This window comes from Coraliomargarita algicola (assembly GCF_033878955.1).
GTDB classification, from domain to species: domain Bacteria; phylum Verrucomicrobiota; class Verrucomicrobiia; order Opitutales; family Coraliomargaritaceae; genus Thalassobacterium; species Thalassobacterium algicola.
On the sequence record NZ_CP138858.1, the window covers coordinates 479940 to 496680 of the forward strand.

Annotated in this window: 14 protein-coding genes and 1 pseudogene; 7 read left to right on the forward strand and 8 right to left on the reverse strand. The window is 52.7% G+C overall.

Annotated features, from left to right (window positions below):
• Positions 1-6 precede the first annotated feature (6 nt).
• Positions 7-1398: a sulfatase gene (locus SH580_RS01820; RefSeq protein WP_319833297.1), complete on the forward strand. Its 1392-nt coding sequence runs from the start codon at positions 7-9 to the stop codon at positions 1396-1398.
• On the opposite strand, the gene SH580_RS01825 is transcribed toward SH580_RS01820, so the two are convergent.
• From SH580_RS01825 to SH580_RS01840, 4 genes are all read right to left on the reverse strand, one after another.
• A complete protein-coding gene (locus SH580_RS01825) occupies positions 1368-1940 on the reverse strand; it encodes an HNH endonuclease (RefSeq protein ID WP_319833298.1) in 573 nt (190 codons plus the stop codon). The two genes, SH580_RS01820 and SH580_RS01825, sit on opposite strands and share 31 nt — an antisense overlap.
• A gap of 200 nt (positions 1941-2140) precedes the next feature.
• On the reverse strand, positions 2141-2848 hold the full coding sequence (locus SH580_RS01830; RefSeq protein ID WP_319833299.1) for a hypothetical protein: 708 nt from the start codon (positions 2846-2848) through the stop codon (positions 2141-2143).
• A gap of 16 nt (positions 2849-2864) precedes the next feature.
• Positions 2865-3503, reverse strand: coding sequence for a phosphoribosylanthranilate isomerase (locus SH580_RS01835; RefSeq protein ID WP_319833300.1), 639 nt, complete (start codon positions 3501-3503; stop codon positions 2865-2867).
• Positions 3504-3548: 45 nt separating this feature from the next.
• Positions 3549-4409 carry an FKBP-type peptidyl-prolyl cis-trans isomerase gene (locus SH580_RS01840; protein ID WP_319833301.1) on the reverse strand — a complete coding sequence of 287 codons (861 nt, stop codon included), beginning with the start codon at positions 4407-4409 and terminating at the stop codon, positions 3549-3551.
• Positions 4410-4526: 117 nt separating this feature from the next.
• Here SH580_RS01840 and SH580_RS01845 point away from each other — a divergent pair, with 117 nt between their 5' ends.
• From SH580_RS01845 to SH580_RS01855, 3 genes are read left to right on the forward strand one after another with little or no spacing between them, the layout of a single operon-like run.
• Positions 4527-4742 carry a hypothetical protein gene (locus SH580_RS01845; protein ID WP_319833302.1) on the forward strand — a complete coding sequence of 72 codons (216 nt, stop codon included), beginning with the start codon at positions 4527-4529 and terminating at the stop codon, positions 4740-4742.
• Between the two features lie 33 nt (positions 4743-4775).
• Positions 4776-5186: a DUF983 domain-containing protein gene (locus SH580_RS01850; protein ID WP_319833303.1), complete on the forward strand. Its 411-nt coding sequence runs from the start codon at positions 4776-4778 to the stop codon at positions 5184-5186.
• On the forward strand, positions 5161-6099 hold the full coding sequence (locus SH580_RS01855; RefSeq protein ID WP_319833304.1) for a hypothetical protein: 939 nt from the start codon (positions 5161-5163) through the stop codon (positions 6097-6099). The genes SH580_RS01850 and SH580_RS01855 overlap by 26 nt, the downstream gene beginning before the upstream one ends.
• Before the next feature lie 12 nt (positions 6100-6111).
• Here the strand turns inward: SH580_RS01855 and SH580_RS01860 are convergent.
• The 3 genes and pseudogenes from SH580_RS01860 to SH580_RS01875 form a co-directional block, all read right to left on the reverse strand.
• Positions 6112-7943 (reverse strand): annotated as a pseudogene (locus tag SH580_RS01860) (sodium:solute symporter family protein).
• A gap of 10 nt (positions 7944-7953) precedes the next feature.
• A complete protein-coding gene (locus tag SH580_RS01870) occupies positions 7954-8220 on the reverse strand; it encodes a DUF4212 domain-containing protein (protein WP_319833307.1) in 267 nt (88 codons plus the stop codon).
• Between the two features lie 132 nt (positions 8221-8352).
• Positions 8353-9216, reverse strand: a complete 864-nt coding sequence (locus SH580_RS01875) for a helix-turn-helix domain-containing protein (RefSeq protein ID WP_319833308.1) — start codon at positions 9214-9216, stop codon at positions 8353-8355.
• A 193-nt stretch (positions 9217-9409) separates the two neighbouring features.
• Here SH580_RS01875 and SH580_RS01880 point away from each other — a divergent pair, with 193 nt between their 5' ends.
• Entirely contained in the window at positions 9410-11194 is a 1785-nt protein-coding gene (locus tag SH580_RS01880) for an L-fucose isomerase (protein ID WP_319833309.1), read from the forward strand.
• A 68-nt stretch (positions 11195-11262) separates the two neighbouring features.
• On the opposite strand, the gene SH580_RS01885 is transcribed toward SH580_RS01880, so the two are convergent.
• Positions 11263-12159, reverse strand: coding sequence for a LysR family transcriptional regulator (locus SH580_RS01885; RefSeq protein WP_319833310.1), 897 nt, complete (start codon positions 12157-12159; stop codon positions 11263-11265).
• Positions 12160-12318: 159 nt separating this feature from the next.
• Between SH580_RS01885 and SH580_RS01890 the strand changes: the two genes are divergently transcribed.
• Together SH580_RS01890 and SH580_RS01895 are read left to right on the forward strand one after the other, a co-directional pair.
• Positions 12319-13530: an efflux RND transporter periplasmic adaptor subunit gene (locus SH580_RS01890; RefSeq protein ID WP_319833311.1), complete on the forward strand. Its 1212-nt coding sequence runs from the start codon at positions 12319-12321 to the stop codon at positions 13528-13530.
• A gap of 39 nt (positions 13531-13569) precedes the next feature.
• Positions 13570-16701, forward strand: coding sequence for an efflux RND transporter permease subunit (locus SH580_RS01895; protein WP_319833312.1), 3132 nt, complete (start codon positions 13570-13572; stop codon positions 16699-16701).
• The last annotated feature ends 40 nt before the right edge of the window (positions 16702-16741 follow it).

The window sequence follows — 16741 nt, forward strand, 5'->3', positions numbered from 1 at the left end:
CGTCGCATGAAAGCCTATACTCTAGCCGCGTTCATGTGCCTATGTATGGTCAGTCTAGAGGCAGCTCCTAACATCGTCTTTATTTTAGTCGACGATATGGCTTGGACTGGCACCTCCACCCCAATGGCGCCCTCGATCCTAAATTCGAAAAGTGATTTTTATCTCACCCCACATATTGATGGTCTGGCGTCTTCGGGGATCCGATTTTCACAAGCCTACGCTCCAGCGGCACTATGCACGCCATCACGAGCCGCGATCCTGACTGGAAAGACCCCGGCGGAGCTGCACATGACCACCCCTGGTGGTGGTCGTCGTGCACAGAGCTTCCAACAACTCAAAGCGCCGCAGCACATCAAAGAGCTCCCAGAATCCGCACTCACCATTGCCGAGTTACTCCAGCAACAGGGCTATGCCACTGCACATTTCGGCAAGTGGCACCTGGGGCAAAAAAGTCCAAGCCTCCATGGTTTCGATGTGCATGATGGCAGCACACACAATATGGTGCCCGCCTCACAGCAGGGCCCCAAGGATGTCTTTGGCCTGACACAACGCGCGATTGCGTTCATGACGGAACAAGCCGCCACCAAACGAGCGTTCTATCTGCAACTTTCTCATTATGCTGTGCATTCTCCAGTCGAAGCACTGGACAGTTCCAAAGCCAAATTCTCTCAGATAAAAACCGGCAGCCGCCATAACGAGATCGAGTATGCTGCCATGACTTACGACCTAGACACCAGTATTGGACAATTACTACAAGAGATAGATGCTTTAGGCCTAAGCAACAATACCTACGTAGTCTTCATGTCCGACAATGGGGCCAGCAGCAAGCCACGTGAATCACTGAACACGCCTCTACGTGCTGGCAAAGGCACGCTCTATGAAGGCGGTATCCGTGTGCCTTTAATCATCCGCGGCCCCGGAGTCCCTGAAAACCGTGTGTGCCACGAGCCAGTCACGGGCTGTGATTTATTGGCCACTTTCTGCGACTGGGCAGGCATTTTCACAACTACAGAGACCGACGGCTCCAGCCTCGCAGCGCTGGCATCCGCCGACACAAGCTCCTTCAATCGAGCGCAAAACGTTTTCCTCTTTCACTACCCGCATTACGGCAAAGGCCCCCGCCAAAAGCCTCAGACTGCCATTATTATTGATCAGTTCAAACTGCTAAAAGATCTGGAATCGGACAGCTATCAACTCTTTGACTTATCAAATGATATTTCAGAATCTAAAGATTTACTGCTACAAATGCCTGAAAAGACTGCCTCGATGAAACGACTCATGCAGCAGCGTTTACTCGAAGTCGATGCACAACAAGCAAGCATCAATCCTAATTACAATCCAAAGGCCGAACAAACACGGGAATCCAATCAAGCAGGCTTTTTAAGGTTCAAAAAATGATCCCAGTCAGAGTCATAACTCTGCCCAATCAAGGAACTGACAAATGGTCGCCAGCGAGGGCGCTCTGGTTTACGAATCAGATGCATATTCGCCTGATGCGGCAAACGATTGGCCTTGCGAGAGTTACACTTGATACAAGAGGTGACAATGTTTTCCCAGGAGGTGCGCCCACCACGATCACGTGGAATAACGTGATCCATGTTCAATTGCCCGGGCTCAAAGTGTTGGCCACAATATTGACAACGATAGTCATCACGTTCGAATAAATTATCTCGATTGAATTGGATCTCCTTGACCGGCAACTGATCGTAGCTGCGTAGCAAAAGCACCTTCGGCACACGAATCCGCAGCCGAACCGTCTGAATATAAGCTTCATTCGACCCTGGCACCGACTCCTCGGACAACTGAAGCCAAGCCGCCGAATCCATCATCCGAAAATTCTCATCCCCCGTGTAAATCACCTGTGCATGATCCTGCAACAATAGACTGAATGCCCGTTCGACGCCAACAATATTAACCGGTTGCCACAACCGATTCAACACTAGGACTCGAAATTTAAGACCATTGCCCATCTGGGACTTATGGAAGTAAGCAACGCTCGCAATTTGTCAATACTTTGCAAGAAAGCTTTACCCGATTGAAACAATACAGCATCACGCACCACGGCTCGCTGCGGATCTGTCTTTCCAAATTATTGGACGACGAACAAAAACAGGAAACTAAGCCCTCATCACGCCCCTGATCAGTGACGGCGCATACCAACCATGCATGCGGAAATCAGGCCTAGGATAGCAATAGAAGCGCTTGGCTCGGGAATCACCGAAACCTCTGTGATCGCAATCGCCATCTCACCTGAACCCGACGGTGCATTCACAAATAATTCAATCGACTCACCATTCGCTCCGATAAGCCCAGGCTGTGAATATTCAGGAAGATGAGGATCCATATAAACTTGGAAACTTGCATTCGAGCTATTGCCATTGCTCTGCGAATTAATCGCACTAGAGCCAGTCACGAGGGAACCTAAAGCATTTTGATTGGTGAAGATTACAGGTTTAACTAAGCTTAAAGTCGCATAAAATGTTAAGTAACCTCCAGAAGCGGGATTCCAATTAATGCTGCCGTAGTTGGCGGATCCTTCAACCGCAGTAATCGATATCTGCCCCTCCAGAGTGTCACCTGCCAAATGATAGGTCGTCTCCCCAAGAACCAGCACCGCACTGGTCACGGCCCCCACGAATTGACCGACATCATTATTCGTACTGCTATCAGTCACCTCATCCTCAACCCCAAGCTCTACCAGCCAGTCTTCATTGTTATAAGCGACCGAATTGACCTCACCACTCGCATTTCCAACGCCTGAAAATTGAATGAAGCGGATCGATGCTTGTGTAGTATTACAGAAATATAGGCCAATGAGCAGGCCCACATACAATTGGATTTTTGGCATATAATTATTGATTCAATCAGCGTAACAAACGAAAAACTTCACGCAACTTAGCAGGGTCTTTGATCCCTGGCTGAGTTTCGACGCCGCTATTGATGTCGAGGTGCTGCGCGGTGGTCGAAGTCACCGCTAAACGCACATTATCAGGCGATAGACCACCTGCCAGCACCCAGTGAATCTGCGGGTGCGCGGATTTCAGTCGGTTGAAACGCGCCCAATCGCCGACTTTGCCAGTGCCCCCGACCTGATCCTTGGAAAAGGTATCGATCAGTAGGGTGTCGGCATACTCCATCATAGCGATGGGAAAGACATCATTCGGTGCGAGACGCGGCGCAAGCCACAAGCGATCGCGTCCAACTAGCTGCGACCATGCCTCCAGGGTGGCCGCGTCGGTCTCGGGGCTACAGTGAATCTGAAAGTAGTCAAAGCCGGCATCACGGTAGCGCTCCAAGGCCTGACAATCTGTAGCGACATCGACCATGACCCGTTTACCTGCGGGCACACGGGACACGAGTTCAGTCGCACGCTCCAGACTCAGAGCTCGGGGCGATTTAGGATACAGAATAAAGCCACAGAAGTCCGCCCCAAGAGAAAGTGCCTGATCGACATCCTCCTCTCGGGTGAGACCACAGATTTTTATTTTAAGAGTGCGTGACATTTATAACTGAAGACGATGCACCTGCCCGCCCCCCCCCCTGCTCGACTAGCGACCGATTTTAATCAGTTCGACATCAAAGACCAAGGTCCCTGCGGGGGCGCCTCCTTGAGGATTGTCGCCGTAAGCCAACTTGGCGGGAATCCAGAAACGACGTTTTTCGCCCTCAACCATCAGTTGCACACCTTCGGTCCAGCCAGGAATGACTTGATACAGCCCGAAAGTTGCGGGCGAGCCACGCATCACAGAGCTATCGAACATCTGACCGTCTGTGGTCCAACCGCTGTAGTGCACGGTGACCATGTCTTGCTTGCTAGGATGCTGACTACCAGTCCCGGCAGAAAGCACGCGCGAAGCCAGACCGCTTTCGCGCACTTCAGCATTTGCAGGCACGGAAGCAACGTCTTCTGGAACTTTGGGTGGCTCAGGTGCTTTCTCGATGCCGAGCAGCTCGACGTCAAAGACCAGCAAACCGCCCGGACGGCCACCACCTGGGTTCTCACCATAAGCAAGGTCCGCAGGAATCCAAAAGCGACGTTTTTCGCCAACGACCATCAGTTGCAGACCTTCGGTCCACCCCTTAATCACGCGATTGAGCGGAAAGCTAGTGGGCTGGCCACGCTTCACAGAGCTGTCGAACATCTTTCCGTCGGTCGTCCAGCCACTGTAGTGCACTGTCACAGTATCAGCTGCAGAGGGCGACTCCGTGCCGGAGCCAGCTTCGAGCACGCGGGAAGCGAGACCAGAAGCGGTAGCGACTGCGTCGGATGGAACGGAATTTACATCTTTGGGTGTATCAAGCATAGAATAGGTATCGTTTTCCGACGCAGCAGAGGTCAACGGAAAAGCGCAGATGGAGCTCATTAGCGCAGCGCTGAGCAAGAAGAGTCGATTGTGTTTAGGCATCATAATGAATTTGAGAATAGATAAAACAAAGACTCTTAATTGAGAGCCTCTGTATGGCAAATGCAAGCAAGCAGTATTTACAACATTGCCAGTCGGCCAAGAGCACGATTACTTCGGCCAATGAAACTAGCACAAGGACAAATTTGGAAGACCTCACCGGAGGTGCACAGTCACGCCGGAGATGCGGTCTACCTGCGCATCGTGGAGCTGGAACGCCTCTCGGTCACCTACAAAGAAATGCTCGCTCCGAACACCAAGGACGGCACCCATAAAGAAACGAGCAAAAAGATATTTTGTCGCTTAATAAAAAATGCGGAACTACTGGGAGGCGAGTAAACCCAAGCATCAGCGAGCAATCATACGGCTGACATGGATTCTATGAAAATCGAGCGTGGAGAAATTTTTAGTCGTGCCATGACGGGGCGTTGCCCCAATTGCGGGCATTTTGGCATGTTCAAGAATTGGTTTCGACTCAACAAGCGCTGCCCCAGTTGCGACATGGAGTTGGAGAAGGAGGAGTCTGGGTTTTACTTTGGCACGACCTCAATCGGTTACGTGTTGGCGATCGTGATCGTCATCATCCCCGTCTGCATACTAGTGGTGCTGAATATGCTCAATATGTGGCTCGGTGTCGCCATCGCCATCGTCGGCTCGATCCTGCTCTGCACTCTACTCTATCCAATAATGCTGTGCTGGGTGATTATGCTGTACTATATTGTGCAGACAGAAGAGCTGCCCAAAAATCAGAAAGAGAATGCGCCGTCCGTTACAGACAGTTAAAAATCTTCAAACGCTCACTTCATCCGAATGGCAGTCCTTAGCCGCGCAACATCGCCAGCGCGCGGAAGAATGGACTGTCCCCTACCGGGCGCGGCGTGCCTCGGGGCAAATGCACCCGATCTACGATTTCTTATTCATCTATTATCGCAATAAACCTTCACAGCTGGAAGCGTGGCACCCGGGCTATGGGGTCGGCCTACAGGACGCGCCACTGGGTGGGACGTATAAGGATTCGCACTACTGCTGCGTGGATGGACTCACAATATTAGATCCCAACTGCATGTCGGCATCGACACGTCATCGCTTGGAAATGGCACTGCACCTCTGTCGCGTGGTACAGGAGCGGCCACCGGCATTTGGCTGTTTCGGTATGCACGAATGGGCGATGGTGTATCAAGGTGACGCCGAAGGCGAAGTGCGACACGCCGAGCGTCTGCCGCTGCGACTCTCGCAGCAAGCGACCGATGCCTATGTGCGCAGTCGACCGATCCAATGCAGCCACTTCGATGCATTCCGCTTTTTCAGTCCTGGCGCGAAAGCATTGAATCGTATCCAGCCGGACAAAGACAGCCGTTTAGAAAACGAGCAATGCGGCTGCCTACATACTAATATGGATTTGTATAAGCTGGCGGCGCAATGCATGCCATGGGTGGGCTCCCAACTGCTCTGGCAATGTTTCCAGTTTGCAGTCGGCGCGCGACAACTTGACATGCAAGCCAGCCCCTACGATTGCAGCTCATTGGGCTTCGACGCGGTCAAAGTTGAAACGCCCACCGGCAAGCTCGAATACGAGCGCAGGCAGCGAGCGCTCAGTGCAGCCGCCCGCCCTCTGCGTCGCGAATTGATTGTCCGGCTGGAAACCTTACTGGAGTCCTCAGGGGCCGATCCGTCGCCAGAAGATGGCACGAAATAAAAGAGAACGAATTTAGATCTCAAAATCGTGCGTTTTCGCTTCGCCGGCACCGCTGGGAATATGTATCTCTGCGACCATCTCCTGAACGTGCTGTGGTGCGTCGCCCGTAAAGGATTTAACGATAAATGCCACCGCAAAGTTCAGTAACATACCGACAAACCCGATCCCTTCAGGCGTGATACCGAAGAGTAGTTGCTCCTCATGTCCGCCCAAAAATTGAAAGTATACGATATAACCGATGGTAAAAGTAATACCTGCCAGCATGCCAGAGATCGCCCCCACTTTATTCATTTTCGTTGAGAATATACCAATCAACAAAGTTGGGAAAAAGGACGAAGCCGCGAGTCCAAAGGCAAAAGCCACCGTCTTGGCGATAAAGGCAGAAGGCGGATTGATACCAAAGTAGGCAGCAACCCCCAGCGCGATAAAAGACGCCGCCCGTGCGTAATTGACTTCCTCACGGTCGCTTAAGTCTGGCTTCACGATCTTCTTCATCAAATCATGCGAGATCGAGGTTGATAGCACCAGCAATAGACCCGCTGCGGTAGAAAGCGCGGCAGCGATGCAGCCAGCCATGAGCAAGGCGATCACCCACATTGGCAGGCCAGCCATGTATGGATTGGCCATAACCATGATGTCATTACCAAACCAAAGTTCATTGGGATTCGAGTCGTCGGCCTTGCTCGCCAGCAAGCGTTCCCCATGCGCACCGATGCGTTGATGCTCGGGCGCATCATAACTGGGATACACCGGGCTCTTACTTTGAAAGACGGTAAACGTGCCCGCTTCGGATTTTGCCGGCCCAGAGTATTGAATCACCCCATCACCGTTTTTATCCACCCATGCCATTTGCCCCGTAGCTTCAAACTCAAAAAACCATGAGGGCGCTTGCGTATAGGCGGTGCCATTGAGTTTCTCAATTAAGTTCACCCGCGAGAATGCACCGATGGTCGGTGCTGTCAGGTAAATCACCGCAATGAAGCTCAAAGTCCATGCCGCGGAGCGACGCACTGAGCGCACGTTCTTCACTGTAAAAAAGCGCACAATCACGTGCGGCAAGCCCGCAGTGCCACACATCAGCGCAGCCGTAATACAAAACATATTGATAGTGGACATCTTGCCCGAAGTGTATTCCTGAAAACCGAGTTCCGTGTTGATATTATTCAGCTTCTCTAAAAACGGCACCACGGGCTCACTGGCAGTATAATTTCCAATCAGGCCCAACTGTGGAATCACATTGCCCGTTAGCGTCATCGCAATATAGATCGCGGGAATCGTATAAGCAAAGGCCATTACACAGTACTGGGCAACTTGAGTGTAAGTGATACCCTTCATTCCCCCAGTCCCGCATACGCGAATACAATCGCAGCCCCAATAATCACACCGAAGGGAATGCTAATGCCAAACAGCTGCGAGAAGACGACACCGACCCCACGCATTTGCCCCATGATATAAGTCATGCAAATAAAGATCGCGCAGACCACGGCGACACCACGAGCCAGCTTGGAGTAATAACGATCACCGATAAAGTCCGGCACCGTGGCTTTACCGAACTTCCGCAGATAGGGAACCATCAACACCGTTAAAAGCACGAAGCCTCCGGTCCAGCCCATTAAAAATCGGGAAGCATCATAACCACTGATAGCGACCGTGCCCGCCATCGAAATAAAGGTGGCGGCCGACATCCAATCAGCTGCCGTTGCCATACCATTGGCAAAAGGTGAAACCCCTCCCCCAGCAGTGTAGTATTCCTTGGTCGAGCCCGCGCGTGAACGAACGGCAATGGTAATGTAGAGAGCAAAAGTCAGCCCGATGAAAATAAAATTTAGTGTATCTTGAGACATGGTCGGGGAATTAACGCTCTTCGGAGTAGCCGTGTTTACGATCTAAACGATTCATTAGGCAGGCAAAGACGATCAATATCAGCACAAAACCAAGGATCGATCCCTGCTGCGCCATCCAAAAACCAAAGGGCGCCCCACCAACCATCGGTGCATGCGCATCCAACCAATCGCGTAATAAAATGCCCGCGCCAAAACTGATCGTAAACCAGACTGCGAGGAGACAGAGAGTAATTTTTAAACAGGCACGACGATGTGCTCGGGGATGATCGACTTCCATATTCTTATAAGGGGTATTAGGAAAAACACGCATCCTGCGATTTTTCAGCCCACTTCCAAGAATAAAGTCAATTTTTATGAAGCGTTTGGATAGCTACCTATCTGAACCGATGGAAGCGTATAGAAGCCACACTTAAGCAGGCTCCGTTTGATTGGACATCACTGAGCTAGGTGCGCAGCCCATCACCTTCCTGAAGACCCGAGAAAAATGCAAGGGGTCCTCGTAGCCGAGTTCACGCCCGACAGCGCCGACTTGCAATTGACCATCGTGTAAAAGCAGCCAGGCGGCACTCATCTTTCTGTGCAGTAACACCTGATAGGGCGACTCCCCATGATATTTCTTAAAGACCCGACACAAATACTCACTGGTATAACCGGAGCGCTCTGCCAAATCAGCAAGCGTGTGTAGACTTTTATACTCACGCAGTAAAATCTCCAACGACAATTCATAAACCTTCCTCGAGCGAGACCGATCCCCTTTAGATAATCCAAGGTGGCGCGCAATCAACGCAATCAAGACCTCCTCTAAGCTGGAAACGATCTTCGACGTATGCGCATCACTGCGCTGCCCTTGATCCAATAATTGGTCAAAAATCGGGACCACCGAGGTCGGATTGCCCAGGTGAAAAAGTCGACCAGGCGCCAATCCAGCCTCGCGCCAGAGCTCTGGATACTCACGCCCACTACGCACAATAAAATACTTGCGAAATGGACGACTACGGTCGTTCCCAAAATACTGCATCACTCCCGGACCATAAGTATACACTCCGCCAAAAGTTAGTTCCTGCATCTGCGCGCCATCCCGATAATATCCATGTCCGCCCACAACAAACTCAAGCGTCCAAAACGGAAAGTCATTGCGATCAATTGTATAATCAGTCGCACATTCTTCGTAGCCTAAAATAAATGCGCGTTCATGCCCATCCAAAGGCCGGGGCAAGTTTGCATAGCGCCCTTTCTCCACCTGCGAGGACAATTCTAAAGGAAATTCTTCCATAAGTGATCAATTCAGTATTATGTTCAACAATATCCATACCTTGTCAGCAATCCCCCTAGCATAAAAGTCCAAAATATGAAACAATGACACTTTACACATCCCGATGACTCTCGACTGGATCGAGGTCAGCGCGGATTCTCTGGACCTAGCGTCTTTTCTATCAACACCCAACCTCAAATAATACATACACATTATGAAGAATTATCCCTTCACGTTTCCTAAAATTGGCATTCGCCCAACAATCGATGGTCGCCTAGGTGGTGTGCGTGAGTCCTTGGAGGACATCACCATGAACATGGCCAAGCGCGTCGCCGCTCTTTACAGCCAAGAGCTACGCACCCCAGACGGCAGCCCCGTCGAGTGCGTGATCGCTGACAGCAACATTGGCGGTGTGCGCGAAGCAGCTGCCTGCGAAGAAAAATTCCAACGCGAAGGTGTCGGCCTCAGCCTGACAGTGACACCTTGCTGGTGCTACGGCTCCGAAACGATGGACATGGACCCCCACCGCCCGAAAGCGATCTGGGGCTTCAACGGCACCGAGCGTCCCGGCGCAGTGTACCTTGCAGCCGCACTAGCAGGTCACACTCAAAAAGGCATCCCAGCCTTCGGCATCTATGGTAAAGACGTACAAGAAGCCGGCGACGAGACCATGCCGGAAGACGTCGTAGAGAAGCTACTCAACTTCGCACGTGCGGGTCTGGCGGTCGCTTTCATGCGTGGCAAATCATACCTGTCAATGGGCGGCACTTCCATGGGCATCGCTGGTTCCGTGGTCGACTCCTCATTCTGGGAGCGCACACTCGGCATGCGTGTCGAAGCGATCGACATGTCTGAATTCGTTGGCCGCATGAGTAAAGGCATCTACGACCAAGCTGAATTCGAGAAAGCACTGGCATGGGTCAAAGAAAACTGCCCTGAAGGCAAGGACTACAACAGCCCTGAAACACAACGCAGCCGTGAGCAACTCGACTCCGAGTGGAGCGATTCCGTGAAAATGGCACTGATCGCCCGCGACTTAATGGTCGGCAACGACGAGCTCGCGAAAGCTGGCTACGGCGAACAAGCCCAGGGCCACAACGCCATCGCGGCTGGTTTCCAAGGTCAACGCCAATGGACCGATCACTTCCCGAATGGCGACTTCATGGAAGCCATCCTCAACACCTCCTTCGACTGGAATGGCAAGCGCCCTCCTTATATCGTAGCCACAGAAAACGATGCGCTGAACGGTGCGGGCATGCTCTTTGGTCAACTCTTGACCAATAGCGCACAAATCTTTGCCGATCTCCGCACCTACTGGAGCCCCGATGCAGTTGCACGTGTCGCCGATGGCTACCAACTCGAAGGCAAAGCGGCCGACGGCCTACTGCACCTGATCAATTCCGGCCCTGCAGCACTCGACGGCACTGGCGACCAAACCGATGCAGAAGGCAACCCAACCATGAAGCCTTTCTGGGAAATTACCGACGAAGAAGCCGAAGCCAGCCTGAAAAACACCACATGGCACCCATCCATTACTGAGTATTTCCCTGGCGGTGGCATGAGCACACGCTTCAAGACAAAGGGCGGCATGAAAGCGACCATGATTCGTCTCAACCTCGCTGCAGGTCTCGGACCTTGCCTCCAAATCGCTGAAGGTTGGACCGTCGAACTGCCCGAGAACGTACACGACGCACTCGACGAGCGCACCAACCCAAGCTGGCCCACAACTTGGTTTGCACCTCGCCTCACAGGTAAGGGCGCATTCAGCTCAGCTTATGAAGTGATGAACAATTGGGGTGCCAACCACTGCGTAATGACAGCGGGTCACGTCGGCAATCTCTACATCACATTGGCATCGATGCTTCGTATTCCAGTCTACATGCACAACGTCGAAGAAGAGCGCGTCTTCCGCCCCAGTGCGTGGCGTGCCTTCGGCACTGCAGACCTCGAAGGCGCCGACTTCCGTGCCTGCGAGTCCTACGGACCACTCTACAAGTAGTCCAAGCGATAAACGCTTTTCTAAAATCCGCATGGCGTATCCGCCATGCGGATTTTTTTTAGACTCAATTAATGCAGATCCACACTGCGCAAGATCTCTACAAAATTATTTACTAATTTGGGCTGCAAATTACGTCGCCAAACGGCGGATAAAAAGATTTCAAGGTCATCCCCATCTTCGAGTATAGGCTTTAAGACGATTTGGGACGTTTCTCCGAAAAAACGTGGAAAGACCAGTGACACTCCATAGTTCCCTGCGAGCAAAGCCATCATTAGTTCCAAATTGGCCACATACTTGAGTGGTTTATGATGAATGCTGCGCTCCGATAAAATACTTTGCGTGATGCGACGGTGCAAATCGTAGATTCCTGCTTTGCCTATACAGAAAATATGATCGTCATCAAAGTCCTTTAGGCTGACGGCTTCTTCCTGCGCCAAGGGATGGCGCACACTCATGGCAATGCGCGCACGGGATTTGACCACATGCACGGAATCAAATTCACGGGTCAATAGTATGTTGGGATCGAAGGAGAAACCGAGATGGACATTGCCCGCGCGTAACTCACTGATCAGATCACGATGGCCAATATCATGCAAACTCACATCGACTGAGGGATACATCACTCGGAACTTGGCAAGTGTATCCGAAAGTAAGCCGAGTGACATGCTGCCCAGCCCCGCGATGTGCAAGTGCCCGCGCCGTCCAGCCTGAGCATCACGGGCCATTTCTCGGGCCATATCGATGCGTTCCATAATGTCGCGCGCCTCTTCCAGCAAGACCGAGCCCGCCTCCGTCAAACGCGTGCCTCCAGTATCACGCTCCAGTAATTGGACGCTGATCGAATCCTCCAAATCCTTGATCTGACGGCTTAAGGCTGGTTGCGCCACATTAAGCCGCTCCGCAGCCCGGCGAAAGTTAAGCGTCTCAGCGACCGCGATGAAATACTTCAAATGGCGTAACTCCATGCCCAACTGATACCTAATCGGCATCAGCCTGCAAACAACAAAGTAAGATCATTCTGTCAATTTCACGCTATGATAGATAGGTCGCCGCATTCGTCGCACTGAAGCAGTGATCCAAACGACACGGCCGCACCTCAATTTGAGCTATCTGATTTAATTTACATGAAAACACAGCAGTCATTCCCCCGTTCGATTACTCACATCGCAGTCGCCCTCTTGGTCACGACTCAGTTGCTAGTGCTAGCCGCCTGCAGCGAACCCAGTGAAGCCAGTAATTCCAGCGGCAGCGCCGCGGCCGCCCCGGCTCTGGTCGTGACAGTGCGCAACGTGGCAACGGAGGCGGTGACATTGAAGCGCGAGTTGTCCGGCCGCACCGCTCCTCTACGCATCGCAGAAGTGCGGGCACGGGTGAATGGCATCATTGAAAAGCGCCATTTCGTGGAAGGTGCCATCGTTGAAGCGGGTGAACTACTCTATGAAATTGATCCGGCCCCTTACCAAGCTCAACTGGACTCAGCCAAAGCCAACCTTGCCCGTGCCGAAGCAAGCTACGCATCGGCACAGTTGCAAGCCGACCGCTTCGAGAGTTTGGTTGAGACCAATGCCGTCTCACGTCAAAACTATGACGATGCCAAAGCCGCTGCACTTGCGCTAAAAGCTGAAATCGCAGCAGCCCAGGCCAGTGTGCGCGTCGCAGAAATCAACCTGGGCTACACCCGCGTGACCGCGCCCATTAGTGGTCGGATCGGGCAAGCTGAAGTCACCGAAGGTGCCTACGTGCAACAAGCCACGGCCACATTGCTGGGCACTATTCAGCAACTGGACACCTTGTATCTGGATCTCACCGAATCCGCCGAAGAAGTGCTCCAGCTCAAAGAAGCCCTGGCCACGGGAGAACTCAAAAGCGCAGACGGAGAGAATACGGCCATCGAAGTGATTCTTTCAGACGGCACTGTGTATCCCAAACTCGGCTCGTTGCAATTTTCCGACGTCACGGTCAACTCGACCACCGGCACGGTGAAACTGCGGGCCACGGTGCCCAACCCGGATTCCAAACTCTTGCCGGGCATGTTTCTGCGCGCGCGTCTTGTCGAGGGGGTCGATCCCGATGCCATCCTCATCCCCCACTCTCTGGTCAGTCGCAACAGTAAAGGTCAAGCCACCGTGTTGTTGGTCAATGCTCAGAACACCGTGGAGCTACGCACGATTGAAACCGAACGCTCCATCGGCAACGCCTGGTTGGTGACCGGCGGCCTGAAGGTGGGCGAATCAATCATTACCGACAATCTGCAAAAGATTCGTCCCGGCATGACCGTGCAGCCGAAAGCTCAATCGGAGACGGACGCACAAAACCAGAATCAGCCCGCCGCATAGTTCACCGATCAGCCTTATCATTACTAACAGGATTTAATCATGGCCCGTTTCTTTATCGACCGTCCCGTCTTTGCATGGGTGATCGCGATCATCATTATGGTCGCAGGTGTGCTCTCCATCACTTCCTTGCCAATTGCGCAATACCCAAGCATCGCACCGCCTGCCATCAGCATTCAAGGTAGCTATCCAGGTGCCTCGGCCAAGACTCTGGAAGACACAGTGACTCAGGTGATCGAGCAAAACATGAGTGGTCTCGACCACTTGCGTTATATCGAATCATCCAGCAGCTCGACGGGTAGTTTCGAAATCACGCTGACCTTCGACGCAGAAGCCGATCCCGACATCGCACAAGTTCAAGTGCAGAACAAACTCTCGCTGGCTACGCCACTCCTACCGCAAGAGGTGCAGCAACTGGGCATGCAGGTCACCAAGTCTGTGCGAAACTTCCTAATGGTGATTGGCTTCCGTTCCAGCGATGGCAGCCTGTCTGCCGCCGACATTGGCGATTACGTCATCAGCAATATCAAAGAGCCGATCAGCCGCGTGCAAGGCGTCGGTGAGGTGCAGGCCTTCGGCACGCAATACGCCATGCGTATATGGCTCAATCCGGATGCGCTCAACAACTACAAGTTGATGCCCTCCGATGTGTCCGCTGCGATCAGTATTCAAAACGCACAAGTTTCTGCGGGTGAGCTTGGCAGTAATCCGGCCGTCGAAGGGCAACTGCTCAACGCCACCATCACCTCCCAAACACGCTTGGAAACACCGGAGCAATTCGAGAATATACTTCTGCGCGTCAATGAAGATGGCTCGCAGATTCGGCTTAGAGATGTGGCCCGGGTCGAGCTGGCCAGCGAAAGCTATATCACCGAATCACGCTTCAACCAATCACCGGCATCGGGCATGGCGATCCGCCCCGCGACTGGTGCCAATGCCCTGGATACCGTCGATTTGATCCGTGCAAAAATCGATGAGATGAAGCCCTTCTTCCCGGAAAGTTTAGAGGTGGTCTATCCGCTCGACACCACGCCTTTTGTGCGTCTTTCCATCGAAGAAGTGGTCAAGACCCTGATCGAAGCGGTCGTGCTGGTCTTCCTGGTGATGTATCTCTTCCTGCAAAATTTCCGCGCTACACTGATCCCAACCATTGCGGTGCCGGTCGTGCTACTTGGCACCTTCGGCATCATGGCCGCGGCTGGATTTAGTATTAATACACTCACCATGTTCGGCGTGGTATTGGCCATCGGCCTGTTGGTCGACGACGCCATCGTGGTGGTCGAAAACGTTGAGCGGGTGATGAGCGAGGAAGGTCTGTCGCCCAAAGAAGCGACCAAGAAATCGATGCGTCAGATCACCAGCGCCCTGGTCGGCATCGGTATGGTGCTCTCGGCTGTGTTCATCCCCATGGCTTTCTTCGGAGGCTCGACGGGCGTCATCTATCGCCAGTTCTCCATTACCATTGTCTCCGCGATGACACTCTCCGTCATCGTCGCGATCGTGCTGACACCGGCGCTGTGTGCAACCATGCTCAAACCGCTCAAGGCGGGACACCACCACGAGAAACGCGGTTTCTTTGGCTGGTTTAACCGAACATTCAATTCAAACGCGGACCGCTACGAAAGCGCCCTCCACTATTTACTACACCACAAAGTGAAGGCTTTCTTCATCTACGCACTCATCCTCGGCGCACTGGTCTGGATGTATAATAAAGTGCCGACTGGCTTTTTGCCCGACGAGGACCAAGGCATCTTGTTCGGTCAGGTGCAATTGCCTCCAGGCTCTACTCGTGAACAAACGCTGGAAGTGCTCAAGCGTATGGAAGAACACTTTCTGGTGGATGAAAAAGATAATGTCGAAGGGATGTTCGGCGTCACTGGCTTCAGCTTTTCCGGCAGTGGACAGAACCAAGCCTTTGCCTTTATACGTTTGAAAGATTGGGACGAACGCACGCGTCCGGACCAGTCGATCAAAGCAATCCAAGCGCGCGCCATGGGGAAGTTTCTAAGTTATAATGATGCATTTGCCTACGTCTTCGCGCCGCCTGCGGTCTTGGAACTCGGCACCGCCACGGGTTTTGACTTCCGTTTGACGGACAAAGCCGCACTCGGACACGATGCTTTGATGGCAGCCCGCAATCAATTACTCGGTCTGGCAGGCGCGAACCCGGACTTAAAGAATGTGCGCCCCAATGGCTTGGACGACACTCCTCAGTTTAATATCGATATCGATCAGGAAAAAGCCTCGGCGCTGGGCGTGTCCATTGCCGATATCAATTCCACCCTCTCCACGGCATGGGGCTCTTCTTATGTCAACGACTTCATCGACCGCGGCCGTGTCAAACGGGTCTACATCCAGGCGGATGCGGAATATCGTATGCAACCCGAAGACATCGATCGATGGTATGTCCGCAACAATGTGGGCGAGATGGTGCCCTTTAGCAGTTTCTCCAGTGCACACTGGACACTCGGCTCGCCTAAACTGGATCGCTTTAACGGTGCCTCCTCAGTGTCCATTGCGGGAGAGCCTGCCGCAGGTGTCAGTTCCGGACAAGCGATGGCCACCATCACCGAAATGGTCGAGCAGTTACCGAACGGTATCGGCTTGGAATGGGCTGGCTTATCCTATGAAGAGCGTCTGGCGGGCTCACAAGGCGCCCTACTCTATGGCATTTCTCTGCTAGTCGTCTTCCTCTGCTTGGCTGCGCTCTATGAAAGCTGGGCGGTGCCCGCGGCAGTCATCTTGATCGTGCCTCTGGGCGTGCTGGGCACTCTCGGGGCGGCCATGCTTCGTGACATGTCAAACGACGTATATTTCCAAGTGGGATTACTAACGATCGTCGGGTTGTCCTGTAAAAATGCCATTCTGATCGTCGAATTCGCCAAAGAGGCATACGATCAGGGGGCCAACATGTTTGAAGCTGCCGCCACTGCGGCGCGTCTGCGTTTACGTCCGATCTTGATGACCTCGCTGGCCTTCGGTTGCGGTGTGCTACCACTGGCGACCAGTAATGGAGCCGGTTCCGGCAGTCAGAATGCGATCGGCACAGGCGTGATTGGGGGCACCCCCAGTGCGACCTTTTTAGGGGTGATCTTTGTGCCCATTTTCTTCGTCATTATTCTGAGCTGGTTCCGCGTGAAGCCCAAGCAAGCGAATGACAATGTGACGGCCTAATCCACTGAGTGATTCCCATTAGAAAAACGAAATTCAGAAA

Excerpts from the sequence above, each read along its gene's own strand:
- SH580_RS01820 (WP_319833297.1), top strand. The coding sequence starts at position 7 with ATGAAAGCCTATACTCTAGCCGCGTTCATGTGCCTATGTATGGTCAGT.
- SH580_RS01830 (WP_319833299.1), bottom strand. The coding sequence starts at position 2,848 with ATGCCAAAAATCCAATTGTATGTGGGCCTGCTCATTGGCCTATATTTC.
- SH580_RS01835 (WP_319833300.1), bottom strand. The coding sequence starts at position 3,503 with ATGTCACGCACTCTTAAAATAAAAATCTGTGGTCTCACCCGAGAGGAG.
- SH580_RS01840 (WP_319833301.1), bottom strand. The coding sequence starts at position 4,409 with ATGATGCCTAAACACAATCGACTCTTCTTGCTCAGCGCTGCGCTAATG.
- SH580_RS01845 (WP_319833302.1), top strand. The coding sequence starts at position 4,527 with ATGAAACTAGCACAAGGACAAATTTGGAAGACCTCACCGGAGGTGCAC.
- SH580_RS01850 (WP_319833303.1), top strand. The coding sequence starts at position 4,776 with ATGGATTCTATGAAAATCGAGCGTGGAGAAATTTTTAGTCGTGCCATG.
- SH580_RS01855 (WP_319833304.1), top strand. The coding sequence starts at position 5,161 with ATGCGCCGTCCGTTACAGACAGTTAAAAATCTTCAAACGCTCACTTCA.
- SH580_RS01870 (WP_319833307.1), bottom strand. The coding sequence starts at position 8,220 with ATGGAAGTCGATCATCCCCGAGCACATCGTCGTGCCTGTTTAAAAATT.
- SH580_RS01875 (WP_319833308.1), bottom strand. The coding sequence starts at position 9,216 with ATGGAAGAATTTCCTTTAGAATTGTCCTCGCAGGTGGAGAAAGGGCGC.
- SH580_RS01880 (WP_319833309.1), top strand. The coding sequence starts at position 9,410 with ATGAAGAATTATCCCTTCACGTTTCCTAAAATTGGCATTCGCCCAACA.
- SH580_RS01885 (WP_319833310.1), bottom strand. The coding sequence starts at position 12,159 with ATGGAGTTACGCCATTTGAAGTATTTCATCGCGGTCGCTGAGACGCTT.
- SH580_RS01890 (WP_319833311.1), top strand. The coding sequence starts at position 12,319 with ATGAAAACACAGCAGTCATTCCCCCGTTCGATTACTCACATCGCAGTC.
- SH580_RS01895 (WP_319833312.1), top strand. The coding sequence starts at position 13,570 with ATGGCCCGTTTCTTTATCGACCGTCCCGTCTTTGCATGGGTGATCGCG.